This window comes from Paenibacillus turpanensis, assembly GCF_011421635.1.
Classification (GTDB): Bacteria; Bacillota; Bacilli; order Paenibacillales; family YIM-B00363; genus Paenibacillus_AK; species Paenibacillus_AK turpanensis.
This window is the reverse complement of record NZ_WTLI01000007.1, coordinates 69,377-90,299: the sequence shown is the minus strand read 5'-3', so window position 1 is coordinate 90,299 and position 20,923 is coordinate 69,377. Positions and strand designations below refer to the sequence as shown.

Genomic DNA, 20,923 nt, shown 5'->3' with positions numbered 1-20,923 from the left:
CAGGCTGAGGATCGGATCACGCTAGTGCGTGGCAGTGACGCCCTCCCTTCTCGTGGATATCGAATAGGCTTTAAAACGGAGCGACCTGCAAAGGTCGTTTTTTCTTATTCCATTTGAAGGAGAGGCACGCTGAGGGGGAGAAAATTGATCCTGCTGCCGATGCTCAATCAATGCGGACAGCCTTGTGGTCGATTTCGGCGGGGGCGTCCACTGGCGCTCGATTTATTATAAAACAAAAAAACACCTGCTTCGCTCCAACAATTGTGGAGGAAAAGCAGGTGTTTTGGGAACTTCTTGACCATGTAGTGATTCAACCCTACAACCATTCGGATGGCTTTCAGGTTGAGATCACTATACCGTTTAGATCAGTTCAGACTTTTGAAGCAATCGCTGTACCAGGACCGCAACTTCAGCTCTTGTGATGTTAGCTGTCGGAGCAAGCTTATTGCCGTTTCGGCCGGATACAATTCCCGCTTGCAAGCTATCAGCAGCATGAGCCTTTGCCCATTGCGAAAGTTGGTCGGCATCTGCGAAAGCATTCAGCCTCTCACCGCTTTGTTCCATTGAAAGCTTCGCTTTCAGCCCGGTAATTTTCATTGCGTTTGCGATAATCGCCATCGCCTGTTCCCGAGTAATCTTCTCCATCGGACGGAAGGAACCATCCTCAAAACCGTTAATCAGCTCATGCGAATAGGCCGTACTAATAACGTTGCTATACCAATCCGTCGACTTTACGTCCGAGAATGGATTCGAATGCTTGTCCAGCTTCAATCCCAATCCACGAACGATAATGGCGGCGAACTCCGCACGGGTAATATCTTGATCTGGATTGAACTCCTCATTCCCTACGCCGTTAATGACCATCCGGGAGCCCATATCGTTAACTGCTGATTTTGCCCAATGGCTCTCAACGTCCTTAAATGAAGTTGGGTGCCAGATGACGGTATAGATACTGTTTGTTAAGCTGTTAATCTTAGCGTAATATGCGCCGGCAATCATTGTGATTTGTGTAGGCACATGACGAGCCGTGCCATCCGGCTCAATAACGACACCTGTGGTTACTTGGCTAGGGTCAACACCTTGGGGAAGGGCCATGGTCCGTTCCACATATGCGTTGAAGTTGGTGACATCGACCGTCTTTCCGTCGTATCTGCCGGTGACGGTAAAATCCATTGGCGGAACAACCACTTCAAATTCCCCTTGCCTGGAAACCGACTGCACAAGCTTAACCTGATCAGCGGCAGGTTCAGCAATTTTGATCTGTACCTTAATATCCTGTAGAGATACCGCACTGCCAATCTGTTCGGATACGGCATCGATATTGATCTGACCTGCCGGCAGGGTGTAGGTAGCCTTGTTCGTTTGGATGACCAGCTTCGCTTGCTGCTTCTCCATATTTTTGACCATTTGACCGTTCAGTTCGCCAACAACAATGTTGGATTCCGCGCGGACAGGGACGGTTACGATAGCACCGCTGCCTTCAGCCGCCAGTTTGTCCTCCAGCTTTTGCTGATCGATTTTTACGGTAATCATTTTCTTATCGTCAACCTGGGTTGTTTCTGCAGTACCCGCACTTTCCGCCTTGCCGTTAACCAGTACATCGACACCCGTGTTGGTATTAGGTACGGCAGCAGGTGCAGCGGAAGGCGCAGCAGAAGGTGCGTTATCGTTTGTTTCCGATGTAGACGAAGGTGACTGCATTACTGTTACCTTTGCTGCGGAGCTCGTTGCCGTTGCCGTCTTCATACCGGTCATGCTGTTGTTCGTATTAGTTACTTCAACATAGTAGTACACAGTGCCTGTTACGTTTGTCGGAGCGGAGAACGTGCTGCTTGTCGCGCCTGTCAGCAGTGTGCCGCCAGCCGTACTGTTCTCCGTATTGCTGTACCATTGGTAGGTCAGCGTTCCGCTGGCCGTTGCTGCAACACTCAAGTTGGCTGCGCTGCCTGTACTCACCGACCGGTCTTCCGGTTGGGTCACGATGGTCGGTGCTTCGGCGTTTGTCAGTTCGTTGACGGTTACTTTTGCCGCAGCACTTGTCACCGATGCTGTGATTTCCCCGGTTTTGCTATTGTCGGTGTTGGTCACTACAACGTAGTAGTAATACGTTGTGCCGGTCACTGTCGTCGGCGCGAAGAACGTCTTGGTTATCTCGTCCGCCAACAACGTACCGCCGATCGTGCTGTTCTCCAGGTTGCTGTACCATTGGTAACTCAGCGTACCGCTGGCCGTGGCTGTAACACTCAAGTCCGCTAACCCGCCTGTGCTCACCGTCCGGTCTTCCGGTTGGGTCACAATGGTCGGTGCTTCGGCGTTTGTCAGCTCATTGACGGTTACTTTAGCCGCAGCACTTGTTACCGAGGCAGTCTTCACGCCGAACAAGCTATCAATCGTGTTGGTTACTGTGACGTAGTAATACGTTGTACCTGTTACTGTCGTCGGTGCGGAGAAGGTGCTGCTCATCTCGCCTGCCAACAGTGCTCCACCGATCGTGCTATTTACGGCTTGGCTGTACCATTGGTAGCTCAATACACCGTTGCCAGTTGCTGCAACACTCAAGTTAGCTGGGCCGTCTATGCTCACCGTCCGGTCTTCCGGATGGGTCACAATGACCGGCGCTTCCGCGTTAATCAACTCGTTGACCGTCACCTTAGCCGCAGTACTTGTTACCGATGCGCTCTTCTCGCCGGTTTTGCTGACGTCAGTGTTGGTCACTACAACGTAGTAGTACACAGCGCCTGTCACTGTCGTCGGTGCGGAGAAGGTGCTGCTCGTCTCGCCAGCCAACAATGCTCCACCGAGCGTGCTGTTCATGGTATGGCTGTACCATTGGTAGCCCAGTGTGCCGGTGCCGGTTGCCGCAACACTCAAGTTGGCCGGGCTGCCCATGATCACCGTCCGGTCTTCCGGCTGCATCGAGATCACCGGCGCTTCCGCGTTCGACAGCTCGTTGACCGTCACCTTAGCCACTGTACTTGTTACCGTCGCTGTCTTCTGGCCGGTTTTGCTGTCATCCGTGTTCGTTATCACTACATAATAATAGGTGGTGCCCGCTGTTTGGGTCGGCACGGAGAGGGTTGCATTCGTCTCGCCCGCCAACAGCGTGCCGCCGTTCGTGCTATAGCTATACCATTGGTAGCTCACCGTTCCGCTGCCCGTTGCTGCTGCAATCAGATCAGCTGTCCCACCTACGCTTACCGTACGGTCTTCCGGCTGCATCGAGATCACCGGCGCTTCCGCGTTCGACAGCTCGTTGACCGTCACCATTGCCACTCTACTCGTTACCGTCGCTGTCTTCTGGCCGGTTTTGCTGTTATCCGTGTTTGTCATCACTACATAATAGTAGGTGGTGCCCGCAGTTTGGGTCGGTGCGGAGAAGGTTGCATTCGTCTCGCCCGTCAACAGCGTGCCGCCGTTCGTGCTATAGCTGTACCATTGATAGCTCACCGTTCCGCTGCCCGTTGCCGCTGCAACCAAGTCAGCTGTCCCACCTACGCTTACCGTACGGTCTTCCGGCTGCATCGAGATCACCGGCGCTTCCGCATTCGTCGGCGCATTAACCGTTACCTTACCGGCCGTAACGGTTTTCTGCATCTCAACGAGCCGGGTATCCGTAAAGGTAAGGTACTGCGGATCCGTTTGATTGATGACAGTAATCGTCTTATCGCCCAATGCTGCATCGGCTTTAATCTTAAAAGTGACTGTAAACAGCTCAGAACCCGCTTGAACCGCATTATCACCGCCGCCGCCATCTGCCCATGCCGTTTTTAGCTCGCCTGCAATATTATCATAAGTAAAATCGAAATAATTACCGGATTTTCCTAAAATGTTTACCACTTCAAGCGCACTCGGGTCAAAATTCAGCTGCATGCCATACGCGCCCGCGCCCCCCGAAGCTGTCAGTATGGAGACCGGAACATCCACCGTTCCTCCGGGAATTCCGGCCGCAGTCCCAATTCCGACGTTGATGGTTTCCGGGACAGGAGTTACCGTGACGGACCCGGAAGTGAATTGCGTGATGCTGGGCCATGTTTCGTCATCTTGAGTATAAGTTCCGGAGACAGCATTCACATTGGATACAACAGCGCCTGCGCTCTCCTTTATTTTAAAATGGATAGTAAAAATCTCTTGCTTGGCCATCAGGAATACCATATCGCCAAAACTTTCCGCAGATACCTTAATGGTCTCGCTTGTCGTTGTATCCACTGTGAATATTGCTGATGAAGCTTTATCTGTTACCGGATTCACCGCTACAGGTTCAAGGATGTTCGAATCATAGGCTATATCGATTGCATACTTATACACACCATCCCCCGGGTCCAAGGTTACCGCTACATCTACCGTCTCCCCTGGTGCGCCCGATACACTTCCCACCGCAACGGATACCTGTGGTGCCGCTTGGACGCTGGAGAGGAAGGGAGCCAGCATCAAGATCAGTGCCATAAACACCGAGACCACGAATTTCAACCGGCTTGTAATACCATCCGTGCGAACCATCATTATCTTGCCCTCCCCAAGTAAATCGCCATAATCATTTGTACATCCAGACTGCTGAGTGTCCCATCGTTATTCACGTCCAAAGCCTGAATTTGCTTAGGGGTCAGCGTTCTCGTCCCCGATAAGTATTGCGTAATCATCAAGGCATCCGCGGGTGTGATCAGACCGTCGTCATTACCGTCGCCCTTGAGTACGTTTGACTGGACGATCTGCTTGACGGTAAAGCTCACGTCGGCCATGTTGTCTGCTGACACCGTAACCGTCGCGGTATAGGTTTCTGCAGGCAGTGCATCTTTCGCCCTGACGGTAAACGTCGTGGAGGTCGTTACGTTATCCAACGTGGATAGTACCGGACCCTCAAGCTCAAAGTTACCTGCACCTGCACCGCTTAATGTCGCCGTCAAATTCGTTAAAGCTTCCGTACCTGTTTTCGTAACGGTAACGGTCCTCTTTTCCTGCGTACCGGAAGTATACTCTTCTGTAAGTTCCGCAAGCGTCAGGTTCTCCAACTGGCCGATTGTATAGGTCCGGATAAACTGCCACTGTGCATACAGCGTAACACCGCCGGCGATGCTGATCGAGTCCCCTGCACGGTAAGTCGTGCCGCTTCCGTCGGCCGCTGTGTTCCAGCCCTCGAACGAGTACCCCTCACGTGTCAATGTGCTTGGCTTAGCCAATACGGCAGCCAGATCTCCGGCTTCGTATTGCTTAGCGTCAACCGGTGCCGAGCCGGACGTGCTGCCGTTCCCGTTATAGGTAACGGCATAGGTCTTTAAGAACGCACGAAGCTTGGGGTAGCTTTCAGGTTTCATATACCAATTTGTAGTGAAATCCCAACCCGTAAAAGTCGATTGTGTTTGCATCTCCGTCGTCGTCTTCGGAGCACCTTTATCCGAATCGCTCATTCCCGTGGTTATTGCATCGTAATAGCTGGAGTGGACATAAATCTGGCTTCTATCTCCTGCCAGACCACCGGCAACACCACTTCCCGCATTTACCGAACCGATTGCATATCCGTAATTAATGCTACCGTTTCCCTTGCCAACAAGTCCGCCGACGTACCCGGCATCCGCCGAGACGCTGCCGGTTGCATAGCCGTTGAAGATTTGCCCTTCAAGATGTCCGGCAAGACCGCCAATGCCGGCATTCGCACCGGCCAAGCCGGTTCCGACCACATTGACATCGGAGTAGTTGCCGGAAAGTGAACCGCCGGCGGAATGGCGCCCTACCAATCCTCCCGCATTGCCGCTTACCCCATTTCCAACCAATGACACGCTGCCGCTCGCATAGCTGTATACGATGTACCCGGCATTCTGCCCGGCGATAGCGCCGACATTTTGGGTGCCCTTGACATTAACACCGGTCAGGCGAACGTTACGTATGGTGCTGTCCATGCGAATATTGCCGAATAAGCCGACGTTTTCCAGCCCGGAATCGATGGTAAGTCCGGTAATCGCATACCCGGCGCCATCAAACTTACCGTTGAACGATTCATCTGCTTGACCTGCAATCGGCTCCCAGTTCGGATAAACCGAAAGATCAATATCATTGCCTAACTTAAAATGCGTCACAATGTGGGGAATACTGTACCTCACGGAACTCAATTGTGCAGGCGTCTTAATGATGTACGGATCGGTTTCTTTGCCCGATCCCGTCATAATCGGGTCACCTTCACCTGAAATTTTCTTGAGCTTCGGGTAGTCTTGTCCCTCTTTAATCGACCAGATGTTAGCGAAATCCCACCCGTAGAAGGTGATTTGCGACTTCATGGCCGCAGACGTCATTCCCCCATAGCTTTCATCTGTACCGATTCCCGCGACATCGTAGGCGTAGTAGGAGTTGCTGACACTGTATTCATTGCGGCCGAACACTCCGCCAACATTCAAACCACTTCCCGTTATATGGCCAACCGCGTAGCTGTTGCGAACTTCTCCTTTGTTGGTTCCTGTCAACCCGCCGACATAATCCCCGGCCCCCGTCACGTCTACCGTTGCATAGCTCTCGCCAATCAACGGATAATCGGGATAATACCCCTCACTGGCCCCCACTAGGCCGCCGACATAGCTGCCTCCCGTTACGGTTCCGACGGCGTAGCTCCCAGTAACTTCAGCGTAGGAGTTCCTCCCTAGCAACCCGCCGACGTAATCGCCGGTGCCACTAACGACACCGGACACATAACTGTCACTGACGGTGCCGCTGCTCGTTCCGGCAAGACCACCGACATAGTTGCTGCCGGACACTTGGACATCCAGTAAGCCGACATTGTGGACATGGCCGCTTGTACCAATGATGCCGAACAAGCTGGCGAAGTTGCTTGTCGAATTGACCTTCAGTCCCCGGATAACATAACCGGCTCCGTCGAAGGTTCCGACGAAATCCTTGCCTCCTCCCGGCTCTCCAATTGGCAGCCAGTTATCGGTATACGCTCCCAGATCGATATCATTGCCAAGACGGTAATGGGCGCTCCGTGCATTGCGCACATTATTCAGATCTTCTGCGGTCGTAATAATGAACGGATCTTCCACCGTCCCCGTGCCTGCTGCCTTGACTTCATTCGGCAGCCATACAAGAGACGTCAGAAGCATCCCTGTTGCAAGCACTGCACTAAGAAGCATCGACAATGCCGATTTCATTTTGCTTTTCATCTTGCTGTTCTCTCCTCTTCGTTTATCACGAAAATTTTCTGCATTTCCTTACGCAATCGACACTAACGAGGCTAGTCACAAACCGAACCTGAATATTCGACATCTTTCAACATCATTTTCTCTCCTGTGACTTCATTCGCTAATTATCGTTCTAATTATAGAACAACCTTCTCTCAAAATTCTCTCAAACCCGAGCATTTACCTCTAACAAATAGTCCTATAGACCTATATTTTAGCATTTGCCATAAAGTTACAGAGGTTGGAATTTCCTTAAACAGAAATAACCCTTGCAGAATATCAGCTGCAAGGGCGAGACTTCCTTCCATATTATCATTTATCCTTAACTCTGACGGGCCGCAGCTATTTCATAAGCAGCCCGGCTTTTCGGCTGAATTCAACCGGAACCTCCATTCCCAGCTCCCTCCGGTGTTGTTCAACGAAAAGAGAGAAATGGCGGGCGATCTGTTCCTTTTTTCCTGTTGCCGCCAACACCCTCAGAAGAAGCAGATGGAGCTCCTCATCCAGCGGAAATAGTGAGAGACAGGACATTAGCCGCTGCTCGGCTTTATCCCATTCCCTTCCCGCCATGTATTGTTCAGCTAACCGACCGCCGGCAGCTCTGTACTGCTTGCTGCAATTTTCCTCGAGCTGAACCTTCCACATGTAATCCTTGTGGCCCAGCAGCGGGCCGCTGTACATGGCACACAGAGCCTCCAACCGCTCCGTTTCCGACCGCTCCAGCTCGCCCTGCACCGGAAGGTTGTCCTGGAATTCCTGCAGATCATAGGTTACATTCATCGTGTTCAGCATGTATCCGTCCACCGTTCGGATGACTCCCATCCCGATTTCTTGCTCCTTCAAGAGCTTTTTTAGACGGTACACGTTGTTATGCAAGTTATGAACGGCACGCTGTTCGTCCAACTCCGGCCAGAGCATGTCCACCAGCTTCCACTTGCTGATGTCCTGATTGGGCCAGCACAGCAGATACGCGAATAATTCTTCTGTCTTTCGAGTAGGCCACCGCACCAGCTCGCCTTCGGCGCCTCGCACCTCAAAGCTGCCGAAGCAGCGTATGGAGACCTTCCGCGAAGGCGTTACCGAGACGTCCGCACGGGCCGCCTCCTTCAGCAAGCGGCTCGTAATCCGGTCGATCGCGTCCGGCATAACCGGCTTCAACAGGTAATCGAAGGCAAAAACCTGAAATGCCTCCAGCGCATAATCCTTGTACGCGGTGGTGAAGACAATGCGAGTGCCTTCGCAGCACTCATTAAGCTTCCGTGCCAGCTCAAGACCGGAGAGCTTGGGCATCTCTATATCTAGAAATGCAATATCCGGCTGCAGCTCCGGCAGCTGTTCCAGCGCTTCCTGGGGATTGCTGAAAGAGGCTATAATCCGACAATGTGGGCTGCGGCCAACGATAACCTTCATTAGCTCCAAAATCGGTTTTTCATCCTCCACGATTACGACGCTGAACATTGCTTTTCCCTCTTCCTAAAAAGGTTTATACTCCCGTATCCGTCGGGATCCGCATAGTGATCCGTGTTCCCCAATCCGGACCCGAAGCCACTTTTAGAGATGCACCAAAGATCGAATCCAATCGGCGCTGTACATTACGGATTCCGATACCTGCTCCGTTCCCCGGACTGGCACCGGTGTTTGTGATTCGTAACAGAATATCTTCAGGCATGCCTGCACCGTCATCTTCGATCGTCACCTCTACTGCATCCGCATCACTCTTCACGGTCAGGGTAACCGTTCCCCGGCCCCCCTTGTTGAAGAGGCCGTGCCGGATGGCATTTTCCACAAACGGTTGAATGCAAAGGGAAGGTATCGACATCACCCTCAGCCCTTCCTCCACATGGCTCACGAACTCAAAGCTGTCATCGAAGCGAGCTTTCTCGATATCCACATAAGCCTCGATCAGCTCCATCTCCCGGCTCAAGGGCACCAGCATTTCATGCCTGTCCATATCCAGAATATGCCGGAGGTACTGGCTGAGCCGCGATAGCAGAAACGCCGCCTTTTCCCCGTCTGAGTAACAGAATGATATCACGCTGCTCAAGGCATTATACAAGAAATGAGGCTTTATCTGCGCCTGCAAAAAAGCCATCTCCGCATCCATCGCATCCCGCACCGACTTTTTCAGCTCCAGCAGCGTCTTCACCCTGGCCCTTACTTCCACAGCATTGAAGGGCTTGGCGATAAAATCGTTGGCTCCGGCCGCGAGGCCCGCTGCAATATCTTGTGGCGTACTCCGAACCGTCAGGATAATTACCGGCAGGTCAAACAACGTATGCTTGCTGCGAATTTCTCGGCATACCTCATACCCAGATAGCTGCGGCATCATGACATCAAGCAAAACCAAATCAATCGTTCGATTGGTTTGTAAAATACGAAGCGCTTCCCGCCCGTTGGCTGCCGTATAAAGACTGTATTCCTCCCCTGCGAACAGGTTCCTTAACACTTGTAGATTGGATTCCTCATCATCCACGGCCAGCAAAGTAAACACACCCGGCTTGGAGTCTCCACCGTTAAGAGGCTCTTTTTGCGCAGGCTGCACCGACATCTCGTGCTTACGCGGCAGCCGGACTGGGGCAGACCGAGCTTCTGATACAGGCAATACAAAAGCAATACGAGTCCCCACCCCAGGCTCTGACCTTTCAATGAAAATGTCCCCGTCCATCAAATGAACCAGCTGGCGCGATATGGACAGTCCCAAGCCGACGCCGCCATACCCCTGTGAACGTTCTCCCTCCGCTTGATTAAACGGTTCGAAAACATGCTTCCAGTCCGAAAGAGCGATACCTATTCCGGAATCCTGAACGATGATTTTCATGCGGTCCCCATCGGGTTCTGCTATAATCTCCACTTCTCCCTGATCGGTAAACTTAATCGCGTTCCCGATTAGGTTAAGAAGAATCTGTCTCAGCCGATTTTCATCTGCATGGACGGGCGGTAGGTCCTCCGGAATCCGATTGACGATGCGGATCTCTTTGCCGGAGGCAAGGTGCTTTGCCACCTCAAGAACAATCGATACCGTAACCCTGACATCAACAGCGGCCATGTGCAAGAGCAGATCATTTCGCTTGATTCTTTCCATATCCAGAATGTCTCCCACAAGCGCCGACAATCTTCGTGCCGATTCCTGAACGATGATTAAATTCAAATGCTGCTTTTCGCTGATACTTCCACCCGCTTCCTCCAGCATCGATTGGGATATATTCAAAATCCCGTTCAAAGGCGTTTGGAGCTCATGAGACGTATTAATCAAAAATTCATCCTTCAGTCGATCCGATTCCAGCAGCTTTTCGGTCATCGTTTCGATCGTCTTATAGGCGTCAGAGAAGCGGAAGGACAGCATCATCGAAATGAGAAATGCAAATGCCATCGTGCTAAAGTTCCCTAAATAATTGTTAGGCAATTGCCCTAATATATATAAGGAATTGTCAATCAGACAGATTAACAGCGCGTAAAAGCCGAGGATCAGAATAATGATGCTTTGTCGGTTATAATTCCCGTAGCGGTTTTCCTTCGAGGCCGACAGCATCCAGATCACGGACACATAAACGACCACCTGAAGCGCACTGAATATAAAAGTAAAATGGGAGTATATCTGAAATGGAACAAGCGCGCCAAACAGTGAAAAGAGACCGTAGATGATAAAGACCGATCTAAAAAACCATGCAGGCACAATGGTAGAGCACAGGGTTCGAATAAACAATGCAAGCATGATTATCGAGCCGTTGATCACGATCAGCTGTAATTTGTGTGAAAGCTCAAAAGGAAGCCAGTAAAATATTTGTATGAACAGCTTGTCGCTTAAACAGCCAAAGGCAAATGCCGCAACGATGCAATATAGACCGAAATAAAGTAAACTCTTCTCTTGTCTCCGCTTCAAAAATATCCCCAGATGGTAGAGCCCGATCAGCCCGAGCGCCATCACAACAAGAACATCCAGACCCGTAATCCTTTTATCCAAATGGTTAATTGCCTTCATGCTGCCGAAATGAATGTTATACGTGATTCCGCCATTAATAAAATCAAAGTTTGCCGCATGTAAAATAATTTCCGCTGTATCCCCTTCAATGGGAAAATAGAGAGTATACGGTTTGTTTTCCGGCTTGTACTCATTTTTCGTCATGGCAGGCTGGCCGCTCCGGCCCAGCTCCACCCCATTGACATAGACGGCGCTGGCCATTTGCACATTCGAAACTCGCATGCCGTAAATCATGGAGGAAGGCTTCACTTTGACGAGCATCCGATAGGTTACGGCGCCTTTTGCAGGATAGCCGTCCCGGTTCCATTGCCCTGGTACGTTCAGATAGCCTGTTCGCTCCCCCTCCTGATTAGGTAAAAGAAGCTGGTTCCAATAAAACTGCCATGATCCTTGCAGCTTTACCGTTTCCTCTTTCGTGAAGTCCCACTCTGTCAGATCGATTACACCATCACGAACCTGCGGAGTCTGCATGCTTCGGGAGAGATACGCTTGCCCTATGTAATACAGAGCCAGAAAAGCAGCGATCCCAAGACCCAGCAGCAGCATCAATACTTTACGCTTTCTAAGCAAGAATTCGTCCTCCGCTTTCCTATGTCATCCGTCGCCGGTTGAATACTGCTTTCACAATACCCTACTCACTGTTTCGTCAGCCTTCGACAAAATCCCTCTTCCCAATTGTTGGCCTAAGTCTGTGGCAAGTCCCTTACCAACCCTCGGAAAAACGAAAAAAGGCACCCCTAAGGGTACCTTGAGCTTCTTACCTACCTCTACCGTCCCCCACCCGCTTCTCCACCGCCGGAATATCCGCAGCGCCCAGTCCAGCCGGGTTCAGATAATAGGATCCACGAAGGATTTAAGGGCACGAATTCTATGGTGCAGGGACAGATTTGATGTCACCTGAGCCCCAAAAGTCTCCCGATGCCTTAGTAAATCAACGTTTCTTTTGAAAAGGGCTCGTATTTACCACGATTGAAAGCTTTTTTTCGCCTTTCTCCATAAGGGATTGGCATTGGACACATGTCGGCTGAATCAAAAACACAAAATTATCTCTCATCCATCCGTTGCACTTTTCATTGGTGCACGACCAAATGGCCGTTATTTCCTCTGGAAGATCTTCCGTTGGCCTTTTCCGTGAATAGTACAAGATGCATCCTTCTTTCTCTCTTAGAATTACGGGCAGAAAATAAAAAATCCCAAACGCGACGTTTGGGACTTTTGATCAATTTACAACTTTACAACATTCTCAGCTTGTGGACCGCGATTGCCTTGTACCACGTTGAATTCAACGCGTTGACCTTCATCTAGCGATTTGAAGCCATCACTTACAATCGCACTAAAATGAACGAATACGTCATTGCCACCTTCAACCTCGATAAAACCAAAACCTTTTTCTGCGTTAAACCATTTAACTGTTCCTGTTTGCATAAAAAATTACCTCCTAATTTTTATTTACATGACCTCTACATTTTCGTAAAAATAAAAAATCACATATTGTACAAGGTTCTGAATTTAAAATCACAACCCTCTACAATATGTGAGTTCAGGTCAAAATTTCAATAAATTTATCATAACACACTTTAGTTATCTTAGCAATTTTTTATTGAAGTTAGATCACCCTGAGTTGATATCTATCTCATAAAAAGCACCTGTCTATACTATGGAGGCGTCATTAAGCTTCTGCCTTTTATGTAACCAGGTTAGCTTGTTTTATTTTGCGTCTGGGCTTCAGTATTAAAAGGTGCCTCCAACGGCATCTTTTTTCTTTTTCAGTTTCAAACGTCATAAACCCAAGTCGAATTCGTCCACCCACGATAAAGTCTATTCACCCACCGGAGTGCTTCTAATCAAAATTACAAGCCATTTGAGTAAAATAAATTACGTTATGTTATAAATAGTTTACAAATTGCATGAAATTTATTACAATGAATTTGAGGAGGGGGAAAATGGAGATCAATGGAGAGCTTCAAAACAATGTTTATCTCTTAAGAGCAACAAGAAAATGGTCCCAGCAGGAAATGGCCGACCGTTTAGGTGTGAGCAGACAAACAATTGCCTCAATCGAAGCAAATAAATACAACCCGTCTTTAATCTTAGCCTTCAAGATCGCCAAGCTGTTTAAGGTTGAGATTACTGAAGTGTTCCAATTTGAAGAATATGAAAAGGAGGAAACAGAATGAATTGGTTGGAAGTTGCGGTCTGGTCCATTGCCATAGTTGCTGTAGTTTATAACTTATACTACGATAGAAGGTTTTCCAGAGAAGAGGGCATGGACGAACGCGGGCAGATCATAAGGGGTGATTCAGCACGGCTTTCGTTTTCAATTATTTGCCTGCTCATTAGCCTTTTGCTCCTAACTGATACATTTTTGCAGTATTCATTACAGGTTTACAAACTATTGGTTGCGGTAATAATGATCGTTTCAAATGTTATATCCTTCGTTACACTGAGCAGAATTCGAAAAAACTATTAGTCAAAAAAGAAAGCTGTCCTTATACCATGAAGCTAAGGGACAGCTCACGCAGCAACAAAATTTACTTTTCGTTCAGTCCTTCCAACCTTACCAACTCAGACTTAGGCAGCCCCATTTCGCTCGTCTTCTTCCTGCAATACGAACAGGAACAATGGATTTTGCCCTTAGCAAAAATCCCTTTACACTTCTCATGCCAGCCAAGCTGTTGAGCAAGTCTGCTTTTCCGCTGGATCACCCTACTACGATGATGCCGGTAATAGGCACGAGAACGATTCACGCCTTTTCTCTTCATTCCATCACACCCCTTGGGAAAAGCCCAGCCTGCAAGGGAGCCAAGAGATCTATGTCTTCCCCTACAGGCCGGGTGTGATGCGACTGTTCTTATAAAGAATCACGTAATCACCTCAAATGCTGCAAGAATTCAGTTACCCGCCCATTAATCCTTGTACGGATCAAATTCATCCGCACCGGCCATGCAAACACCGATAGGCTTCAACACATGCAGGACCTCAATCGTTTCGGCATGCGCATCAAGCACCTCTTGAAGCTTCCGGTATACAAACGGACTCTCATCCGTACCTGCGCCACGCAGCTCCACACCATAACCCCGAACGGCCTCCATCATCTGCTCTGTACTGATTTGGCCGCCGCTTCTGGTGCGGGTTTTCCAGTTCATTTTTCCTGCTGCCTGAGTCCGGCTCATGATCCGTCCCGCTCCATGAACGGTGCTGTAGTAAGCGTCCCGATTCTCTTCGCTGTCCTTCCCTTTGACGATAACGGAGATATCCCCCATGCTGCCACCGATAAAACCAACCTGGCCTGGCGAAGAAGGGGTCGCTCCTTTACGCACAACCATGACCTCCTTGCCGTCATGCACCTCTTTCCAGGCATAGTTATGATGGTTATGCACTTCAAGGTCGGCTTCCGTCCCCAGAATGTCTAACACCTGACGGATCACATAATCCCGTCCTGCATAAGCGTAGCGTCCCGCCAGCTTCATCGCCCGGTAATACATATCCCCCAGCTCACTACCAAGATCAAGCAGCACAGGCGCTTGGTCCATCTTTTCCCCGGGGGCATTAGCGAGAAACTTCCTACCAGCAGCCAGGTTGATAAACCCGCTCGCTGTTTTATGTCCGAACCCTCTGCTTCCGAAGTGGTTGGCAATCCACAATCGGCCTGTTTCCATTTCCACAAACAGGTCTACGAAGTGGTTACCGCTTCCGACTGTTCCGAGCTGGTCTCGCGCCAATGCCTTCAGCTTGTTATGCTCCTGCTTGCCTACCGCCTTATAAACGTCCCAATCCGGATCATCAAAAAGCTCATGGTCCACCTTTTCATTGTTAACGCGTCCCACGCCAAAAGATATTCTGCGGGCAATCTCATCCATCACCTTATTCAATTTGGGTTTTACATCTGCTGCGGTCAAGCAGGTGCGCACTGCCTTATTCCCGCAAGCGATATCATACCCAACGCCGGATGGGGAAATCTGCCCGTCATAGACCACGACCCCACCGATCGGCTGGCTGTACCCTTTATGATGATCCGCCATGAGAAGGGTCTGAACCACATTACCGTGTTCTGCACATGTCTTAGCTTGAGTCATTGCTCCGTCGTCTGGGTTCCCCCAGACACGAACGCCGTTTATCGTTTGATAAGCCATAAGATCAACTCCTGTATCCATCAATCATTCACTTCTTCTACAATCCTTTTGCCTCACGCAGCTTATGATCCCGCTCATTCACAGTCTGACATAGATAAACCGAACGTCATAGTCGCTGTCCTTGGACGGAAAACCCCATGCTCGGCTGCCCGATTCGAAAGCAAACAGGACATCCAGCATGACGTTTTCCCTCCTTGGACTGACTGTGGGTCAGCACCAACAGCCGATTCGATCTCCTTTATTTACTTGCCGCCCTTTTCTCCCCAATGAGGGAGCTTAACCGCTCCAACAGGTCTCCGCCACCCGTTACAGAGATAGAGCCGATTTTCTCGCACATTTTCTCGAGGAACTCCAGCTCCTTCAAACGGAAGAGCGTCTGGTTCTCGTCCATCAGCTTAGCCGTGTTCAGCAGACTTCGAGTCGAGGCCGTTTCTTCCCGGCGGGTGATGAGGTTCGCCTGGGCTTTTTTCTCCGCCAGCAAGACCGTGTTTAGGATCTCTTTCATTTCCCCCGGCAAAATAACATCCTTAACTCCCGCGCTCAGGAACTGCACACCAAACTCTTCCCCCTTCTCACGTAAACGGGACAAGACGAAGGATGCTACGTCCTCTTTCCGTTTCAAGAGGTCATCTAATTTCAGCGTTCCGACATACTCCCGAAGCATGAGCTGAAGCTGGATGTGGATCTGCTCCTCGAACGATTTCATTTCCAAGCTTCGTAAAGGGTTCACGATCTTGTATTGGCAGACGAAGTTCAGGCGCAGCGTGACCTTGTCTTCCGTCATGATTTCCTGACCAACGAGATCCATTTGCTGCTGTCTTCCATCAACCGACTTGACCATAACCGAAACGGGTCCTTTCCAAAAGTAGTACCTGCCGGGAGTAAGCTCCCGCTGCAGAACATGATCGTAAAACAAAAATCCGGACTCGTAGCTTGCGATTTCGCAAGACTGCACGTGGACTGCAAGCTTCGGAAGGATCGAGCGGTCTACCCCGACAGGCAGCTCGGGGTTTCGAATATCCGCATGCAGGAACGTATGCTTCTTCAGTATGTTCCAGTAGGCGTAGGTGCCAGGCTTAAGCAGCTGCACGAATTGGCCGTCCTCGTAATGGAGCACGTACTCGTGGTCCTGCACCCGTACGATGTCGAGCTCCCGCACCAGGTCTTCATCTTGAAAAAACAATTGCAGCTCTTTTCCCTCTACAACGAACGGTTTCGTGATATTCAGCACGACAACGGTATTTTGCGACCACGCTAAGTAGCGGTAGGTCCCCGGATTGAGCTTTTTCACATAGCTTCCTTTATGAAAGAGTAAACCGCGCTGGTCGGCTTGAATGGTTACTTGGTTAAACATCTTTGTTACCCCCTTCATGATTTGACCATTGGATGAAAGAATCCCACTGCAGCTCCGGCGGAATCCCGTTTGAGATAAGCGGTCTGACGGTGTTTTTGAAGGACATCGGGTTCAGAAGATTGACCCTCGTTCAGCCAACCTTTTGTCTCTTCCATCCCAAAAAAGTCTTCGGCGTTCCGCTCATCGGTATCCACGGATTACATGGCTGAGCTGCAGTGCGCATATGCTAGCCGCCAGGGATTCTATCCTTTGGTCCTTCTTCAACTTTTTCGCTCGATTGAAAGTCGAGTGCTCTACCAGAATCGCGTCAAAGGCGAGTGGGGAATCGAACCCCAAATAGTGGACTCCATCCGATCCGATTGTACAGGATACCGCAGCCTAACAGGCACGGCACTGCGGGATACAACGATATCCCTGCCTCGTTACGACCGTCCGAATAAGAACCTTGTGTCTTACAGGTTCTATAATCGCACCTTTCTACCGGAACGAACATGGCGAAAGTATTACGAGGCGGCATAAACTTTTCCATTTCACCCAAATCCCACCCCTATCAAAATGGAAGAAAATGTATTTTGGGCGGATAATTCTTTTGGTTAAGGAGAGGAGAGCTTTTGATAAACAAATCCAGTTCCTGCGGATGCTGATGCTGACAAGCGGTGCTTTCAATCGGCAGCAGTTATGCTGCTACACTCCATGATCAAACAGGTATGGTATTTGCTCCGGTATCACACCCGGTATCAAGCCTTTATGAGCAACCGACTGAAGAAATCCGTTTTCACGGGAATCGGGTTCTGGTTCGGGTTATCGAGGGTAATCATTTGAGGAGGAGAATGCTCGAAGCATAGACGAAAACTTTGGAACGTTATGGGGTTGTTACGGCCGACAAAGAGCTATCTTCGTAACTTGGAGGAGTAAAGTATGGATGAAAAGGATAAAGGTCAATGAAAACAAAATAGGAACCTCATGCACTTTCCTCCATAAAAAATCCAACTAAATCGTACTATATCTTGTGACCAGTGTTAGTAAAGAATCATTATAGACAAATCCACTAAGAAACATATATTCATGGTTAGCGTTTAATACTTTCAAAAGCCATTATACTCTGGATGAGGTGAGTAAATGAAGAAATTAGACGGTCTCTAGCTTCCCGTAAGGAGGGGTTAGAGAGCCAAATGAGTAATAGTGTGAAAAAATCACCCGCATGGAAAGACCATCATACACCCGGCACCCGCTGGAGCAAACGACAAGCAAATAAGGCTGTTCGCCGTTTCACTGGTAATGTCCAAAACGGTAAATGGTACCGAAAGCTGTTCTGCTCCTGGAATATCTGTGACTATCGCTTTTTCAAAACAAAGCAGCAAGCAATACATGAATGGGAAACATCCCAGTGCCTGAGGAAGCGGTTATTGAATAAAGCAGAAGTCATTCAAGATTGGGAAAGGTACTATAGAAGAAAATAAGTAAATGCGCCGGTCATGGAAGCCCGGCGTTTGTGCTTCTTATCCCAAGACACGAATATCCGGATTACAATCGTGCAGGATTTCATTTTGAATAGAATCCGGCAGTATGCCATTTAGTACCATGATTTCTACACTGCGCTGTCGACAAAAGGTGCAAAGTGCCTTCTTATAAAGTTCAATTAGAATCTTCCGGCATAATGGAGTTCGGTTATTTTCGAATATTTTAAGAATGCTGAACCCAGCACTATGAAACGTATCCCTACTATGATTCTTGAAAACAATTTGCTCGAATAGGTGTACGTCTTCATCGGAACAATTGTGGATAAAAAGGTCCAATGCATCAATTTCAGTTGCCCGCTCCGTGGCAAGCTTAATCGCAAGCTTGTGGATCCGCTCATCCTTAATATTACTTAGGACTCTAATGGCCTGCGAGCGCAAACGCCTATTTTTCGAACCCGCTAATTCAATTAGCTTTTGTGGATCAAGCGGGAAAACCGCTTTGGCGAAGATATAGAGATAGGGCAATAGTATTTTTGAATTACTCTCTTGCAGCAGATCGTTAGCTGCCTTTAACAGATCTTCTTTAGAGGCATGCTTCCCCCATCTGGTGTAGCGATATAGACCTCCAGATCCCGTTCCTATGGTCGACTTCAACTCATTGTAAGACACTATGTGAAGCGGCTTCGATTGGGTATATTCTTGCTGGTGGACTGACGATTGCACGAATGCCTGAATATTCGCATCACCTTGGCTCTCAAGGAGAGCCGTCACCTTTTCTTCCCCTATTTTTTCATATGCGAACTCCAGCAGAAATTTACTCTCCTCATAGTCGGAGGACAATATTTGCTCCCCAATTCGGCTTGCCACAAACAAGAAGCCCTGCTCCCCTTCAACCGCTATGATCTCTTCCCCGCCAATGAAGCTGTTCCAATCTTCGTGGTAACGGAATCCTTTCTTCATGGCTTCTACTGCTGTTGAATGACTTTTAAGGGCAAAAATTTTCGCTAAGCGGTATACCTGCAGCAAATCCCAACCATCTATATCGCTCTCCAAGGCGGCGAGTATCCGTTTTTGTAGCTGTTCGGATTCTTCGGAGAGCTGAATGATCTCCCAAAGATAATCTTCCCTGCTTATATCACATTGGGGGTCATAAGCGGTATTCTTGATACAAGCATGATATATAGCATCAATATGCTTATTAGCGAGTCTGGGAGATTGCTTCAAGTAAAGCATGACGCTCCCTAACCCGCGGGCCAAATCATAACGAAATTGATTTAATCGCACTCCTGTCCTCCTTTGAACTTCCTCTTGTGATCACGAAAGACCGAAAAAGTCCACTGAAGTCTCCGTTGTCGCTTTAGCAACCTCTTCCACGGGTCTGCCGATGCATGTTGCTACGGTTTGCAGAATGTGCGGCAGGAATGCAGGCTCGTTCCGTCCCTCCGCTGGCTTTTCCTTTAGATCCCGCGGAGTCAGAAAGGGGGCATCCGTCTCGATCATCAGCCTGTCGAGCGGAATCATTCGGACAAGGTCCCTCAGATGCTTCCCTCTTCGTTCGTCACAAATCCATCCGGTAATGCCAATATGGAAGCCCATTTCTAGGTAAGCTTTAAGCTCTGCATAGGTTCCCGTAAAACAATGAACGACCGCTTTTTGAACCGCGTTATCCTTTAGGATTGCAACAAAGTCTGAAAAAGCCTCCCGCTCATGCAGAAACAGCGGCATTTTAAGCTCCACCGCCAACTGAACCTGCTCCGTGAACCATTTGCGCTGAACATCCCGCGGCGAGAAATCCCGGTTATAATCCAGCCCGCATTCGCCGATGGCTACAACCTGCGGTAATGCCGCCAATTCTTTCAGCTTCGCGATGGTCTCCTCGTTGCAGTTCTTCGCATCATGAGGATGAACTCCTGCAGTAGCGTACAGCTTTTCCGGGTACCGTCCGGCGTAGCGTGCTGCTTCTAGACTGCTCCTCAAACTTGTCCCTGTAATGATAAGAGGTGTCACATGGTTGTCCAGTGCCCTTTCGACGACCTGATCACGATCTTGATGGAATGTACGATGCATCAAATTGATGCCGATATCAATAATTGAATGATTCATGATTTGAGTGCTCCTTTTCCTTGTTATCCATCACGGAGCAACAACCTGGCGGCACGCTATTAGCCAACCACACTTCGTTACCCGCATAATAAAACGTGACTCCCAGCTGCTGTGCGCTTACGGTGTCTACCTTAAGAATCACCAGTTCGCCTCTGCGGCTGCCCGCGAGTGCTGCAAAATGGGTGCCTTCCGACAAATGAACATACTGACGGCTCATCGGACGTATGCCATCCTTCAAGATCAATGGGAGGGCTTTCTTGTTTGTGCCATGGTAGACGTACTCTGGAGGCACGCCCGGTGTGTATTGCACTTTATTATGACTGTGGCCGTACCTGGCTCTTATGCGGTCGCCTTCGATCTCAAAGCGCTGCTTATCCGAATGGCGTACCACCTGTTCGATATGTTCCTTTTTCACCCACCCCCATTGAGATTGGGCTTGGATGACTTCCAGCAAAGTGCTTAGCGGACACGAACCATCCACGGGATCTAGGACAACACCAAAATCCTCAGGGGTATGCCGAAGAATCTTGGTCATGAATTTACTTAAGCTTTTTTCAACTGCTTGATTTAACATGGCTACACTTCTCTTCCTGTAGAACTTATTCCCGTCTTCTAGTAATTTCATTATACCTTTACCTTTTGCCCTGAAGATGGGAATAATTAATTCTTACCCAAACGTTCCGCAACGAAAAAAAGTGCCTGAACCACAGAATGGCTCAGACACTCTATCACGA

Annotated in this window: 15 protein-coding genes and 1 pseudogene; 4 read left to right on the top strand and 12 right to left on the bottom strand. The window is 49.3% G+C overall.

The annotated features are described in order from the left end of the window. Positions 1-360: 360 nt before the first annotated feature. From GQS10_RS08260 to GQS10_RS08235, 6 genes are all read right to left on the bottom strand, one after another. A complete protein-coding gene (locus GQS10_RS08260; protein WP_166240938.1) occupies positions 361-4,500 on the bottom strand; it encodes an S-layer homology domain-containing protein in 4,140 nt (1,379 codons plus the stop codon). Beyond that, positions 4,500-7,142, bottom strand: coding sequence for an InlB B-repeat-containing protein (locus GQS10_RS08255; RefSeq protein WP_166240936.1), 2,643 nt, complete (start codon positions 7,140-7,142; stop codon positions 4,500-4,502). Before GQS10_RS08255 ends, GQS10_RS08260 begins: the two co-directional genes overlap by 1 nt. Before the next feature lie 360 nt (positions 7,143-7,502). Continuing rightward, the gene (locus tag GQS10_RS08250; RefSeq protein ID WP_166240934.1) at positions 7,503-8,618 is read right to left on the bottom strand and encodes a response regulator; all 1,116 of its coding nucleotides are present in this window, start codon (positions 8,616-8,618) and stop codon (positions 7,503-7,505) included. A 25-nt stretch (positions 8,619-8,643) separates the two neighbouring features. Then, positions 8,644-11,709 carry a hybrid sensor histidine kinase/response regulator gene (locus tag GQS10_RS08245; protein ID WP_166240932.1) on the bottom strand — a complete coding sequence of 1,022 codons (3,066 nt, stop codon included), beginning with the start codon at positions 11,707-11,709 and terminating at the stop codon, positions 8,644-8,646. 361 nt (positions 11,710-12,070) lie between these two features. After that, positions 12,071-12,283, bottom strand: a complete 213-nt coding sequence (locus GQS10_RS08240) for a cold-shock protein (protein WP_166240930.1) — start codon at positions 12,281-12,283, stop codon at positions 12,071-12,073. An 80-nt stretch (positions 12,284-12,363) separates the two neighbouring features. Beyond that, positions 12,364-12,564 (bottom strand): cold-shock protein, encoded by a 201-nt coding sequence (locus GQS10_RS08235; RefSeq protein WP_166240928.1) that lies wholly within the window; start codon positions 12,562-12,564, stop codon positions 12,364-12,366. 518 nt (positions 12,565-13,082) lie between these two features. Here GQS10_RS08235 and GQS10_RS08230 point away from each other — a divergent pair. Together GQS10_RS08230 and GQS10_RS08225 are read left to right on the top strand one after the other, a co-directional pair. Next, a complete protein-coding gene (locus GQS10_RS08230; protein ID WP_166240926.1) occupies positions 13,083-13,316 on the top strand; it encodes a helix-turn-helix transcriptional regulator in 234 nt (77 codons plus the stop codon). Further along, positions 13,313-13,609 (top strand): hypothetical protein, encoded by a 297-nt coding sequence (locus tag GQS10_RS08225; RefSeq protein WP_166240924.1) that lies wholly within the window; start codon positions 13,313-13,315, stop codon positions 13,607-13,609. Before GQS10_RS08230 ends, GQS10_RS08225 begins: the two co-directional genes overlap by 4 nt. Before the next feature lie 436 nt (positions 13,610-14,045). On the opposite strand, the gene GQS10_RS08220 is transcribed toward GQS10_RS08225, so the two are convergent. The 3 genes and pseudogenes from GQS10_RS08220 to GQS10_RS08210 form a co-directional block, all read right to left on the bottom strand. Further along, positions 14,046-15,272 (bottom strand): RtcB family protein, encoded by a 1,227-nt coding sequence (locus GQS10_RS08220; RefSeq protein ID WP_166240922.1) that lies wholly within the window; start codon positions 15,270-15,272, stop codon positions 14,046-14,048. Positions 15,273-15,356: 84 nt separating this feature from the next. Next, a pseudogene (locus tag GQS10_RS08215) lies at positions 15,357-15,452 on the bottom strand (DNA polymerase beta superfamily protein); the annotation flags it as partial. Between the two features lie 58 nt (positions 15,453-15,510). Then, entirely contained in the window at positions 15,511-16,626 is a 1,116-nt protein-coding gene (locus GQS10_RS08210; protein ID WP_166240920.1) for a slipin family protein, read from the bottom strand. 693 nt (positions 16,627-17,319) lie between these two features. On the opposite strand from GQS10_RS08210, the gene GQS10_RS23460 reads away from it, so the two are divergent. Together GQS10_RS23460 and GQS10_RS08205 are read left to right on the top strand one after the other, a co-directional pair. After that, positions 17,320-17,448, top strand: a complete 129-nt coding sequence (locus GQS10_RS23460) for a hypothetical protein (RefSeq protein ID WP_279537947.1) — start codon at positions 17,320-17,322, stop codon at positions 17,446-17,448. 350 nt (positions 17,449-17,798) lie between these two features. Further along, the gene (locus tag GQS10_RS08205; RefSeq protein WP_166240918.1) at positions 17,799-18,086 is read left to right on the top strand and encodes a hypothetical protein; all 288 of its coding nucleotides are present in this window, start codon (positions 17,799-17,801) and stop codon (positions 18,084-18,086) included. Positions 18,087-18,125: 39 nt separating this feature from the next. On the opposite strand, the gene GQS10_RS08200 is transcribed toward GQS10_RS08205, so the two are convergent. Genes GQS10_RS08200 through GQS10_RS08190 form a run of 3 tightly spaced genes read right to left on the bottom strand, consistent with a single transcriptional unit; the run spans position 18,126 to position 20,763 of the window. After that, on the bottom strand, positions 18,126-19,370 hold the full coding sequence (locus GQS10_RS08200; protein WP_243735044.1) for a hypothetical protein: 1,245 nt from the start codon (positions 19,368-19,370) through the stop codon (positions 18,126-18,128). Between the two features lie 30 nt (positions 19,371-19,400). Continuing rightward, positions 19,401-20,189, bottom strand: a complete 789-nt coding sequence (locus GQS10_RS08195) for a TatD family hydrolase (protein ID WP_166240916.1) — start codon at positions 20,187-20,189, stop codon at positions 19,401-19,403. Beyond that, on the bottom strand, positions 20,170-20,763 hold the full coding sequence (locus tag GQS10_RS08190) for an RNA 2'-phosphotransferase (protein WP_166240914.1): 594 nt from the start codon (positions 20,761-20,763) through the stop codon (positions 20,170-20,172). Before GQS10_RS08190 ends, GQS10_RS08195 begins: the two co-directional genes overlap by 20 nt. Positions 20,764-20,923 lie beyond the last annotated feature (160 nt).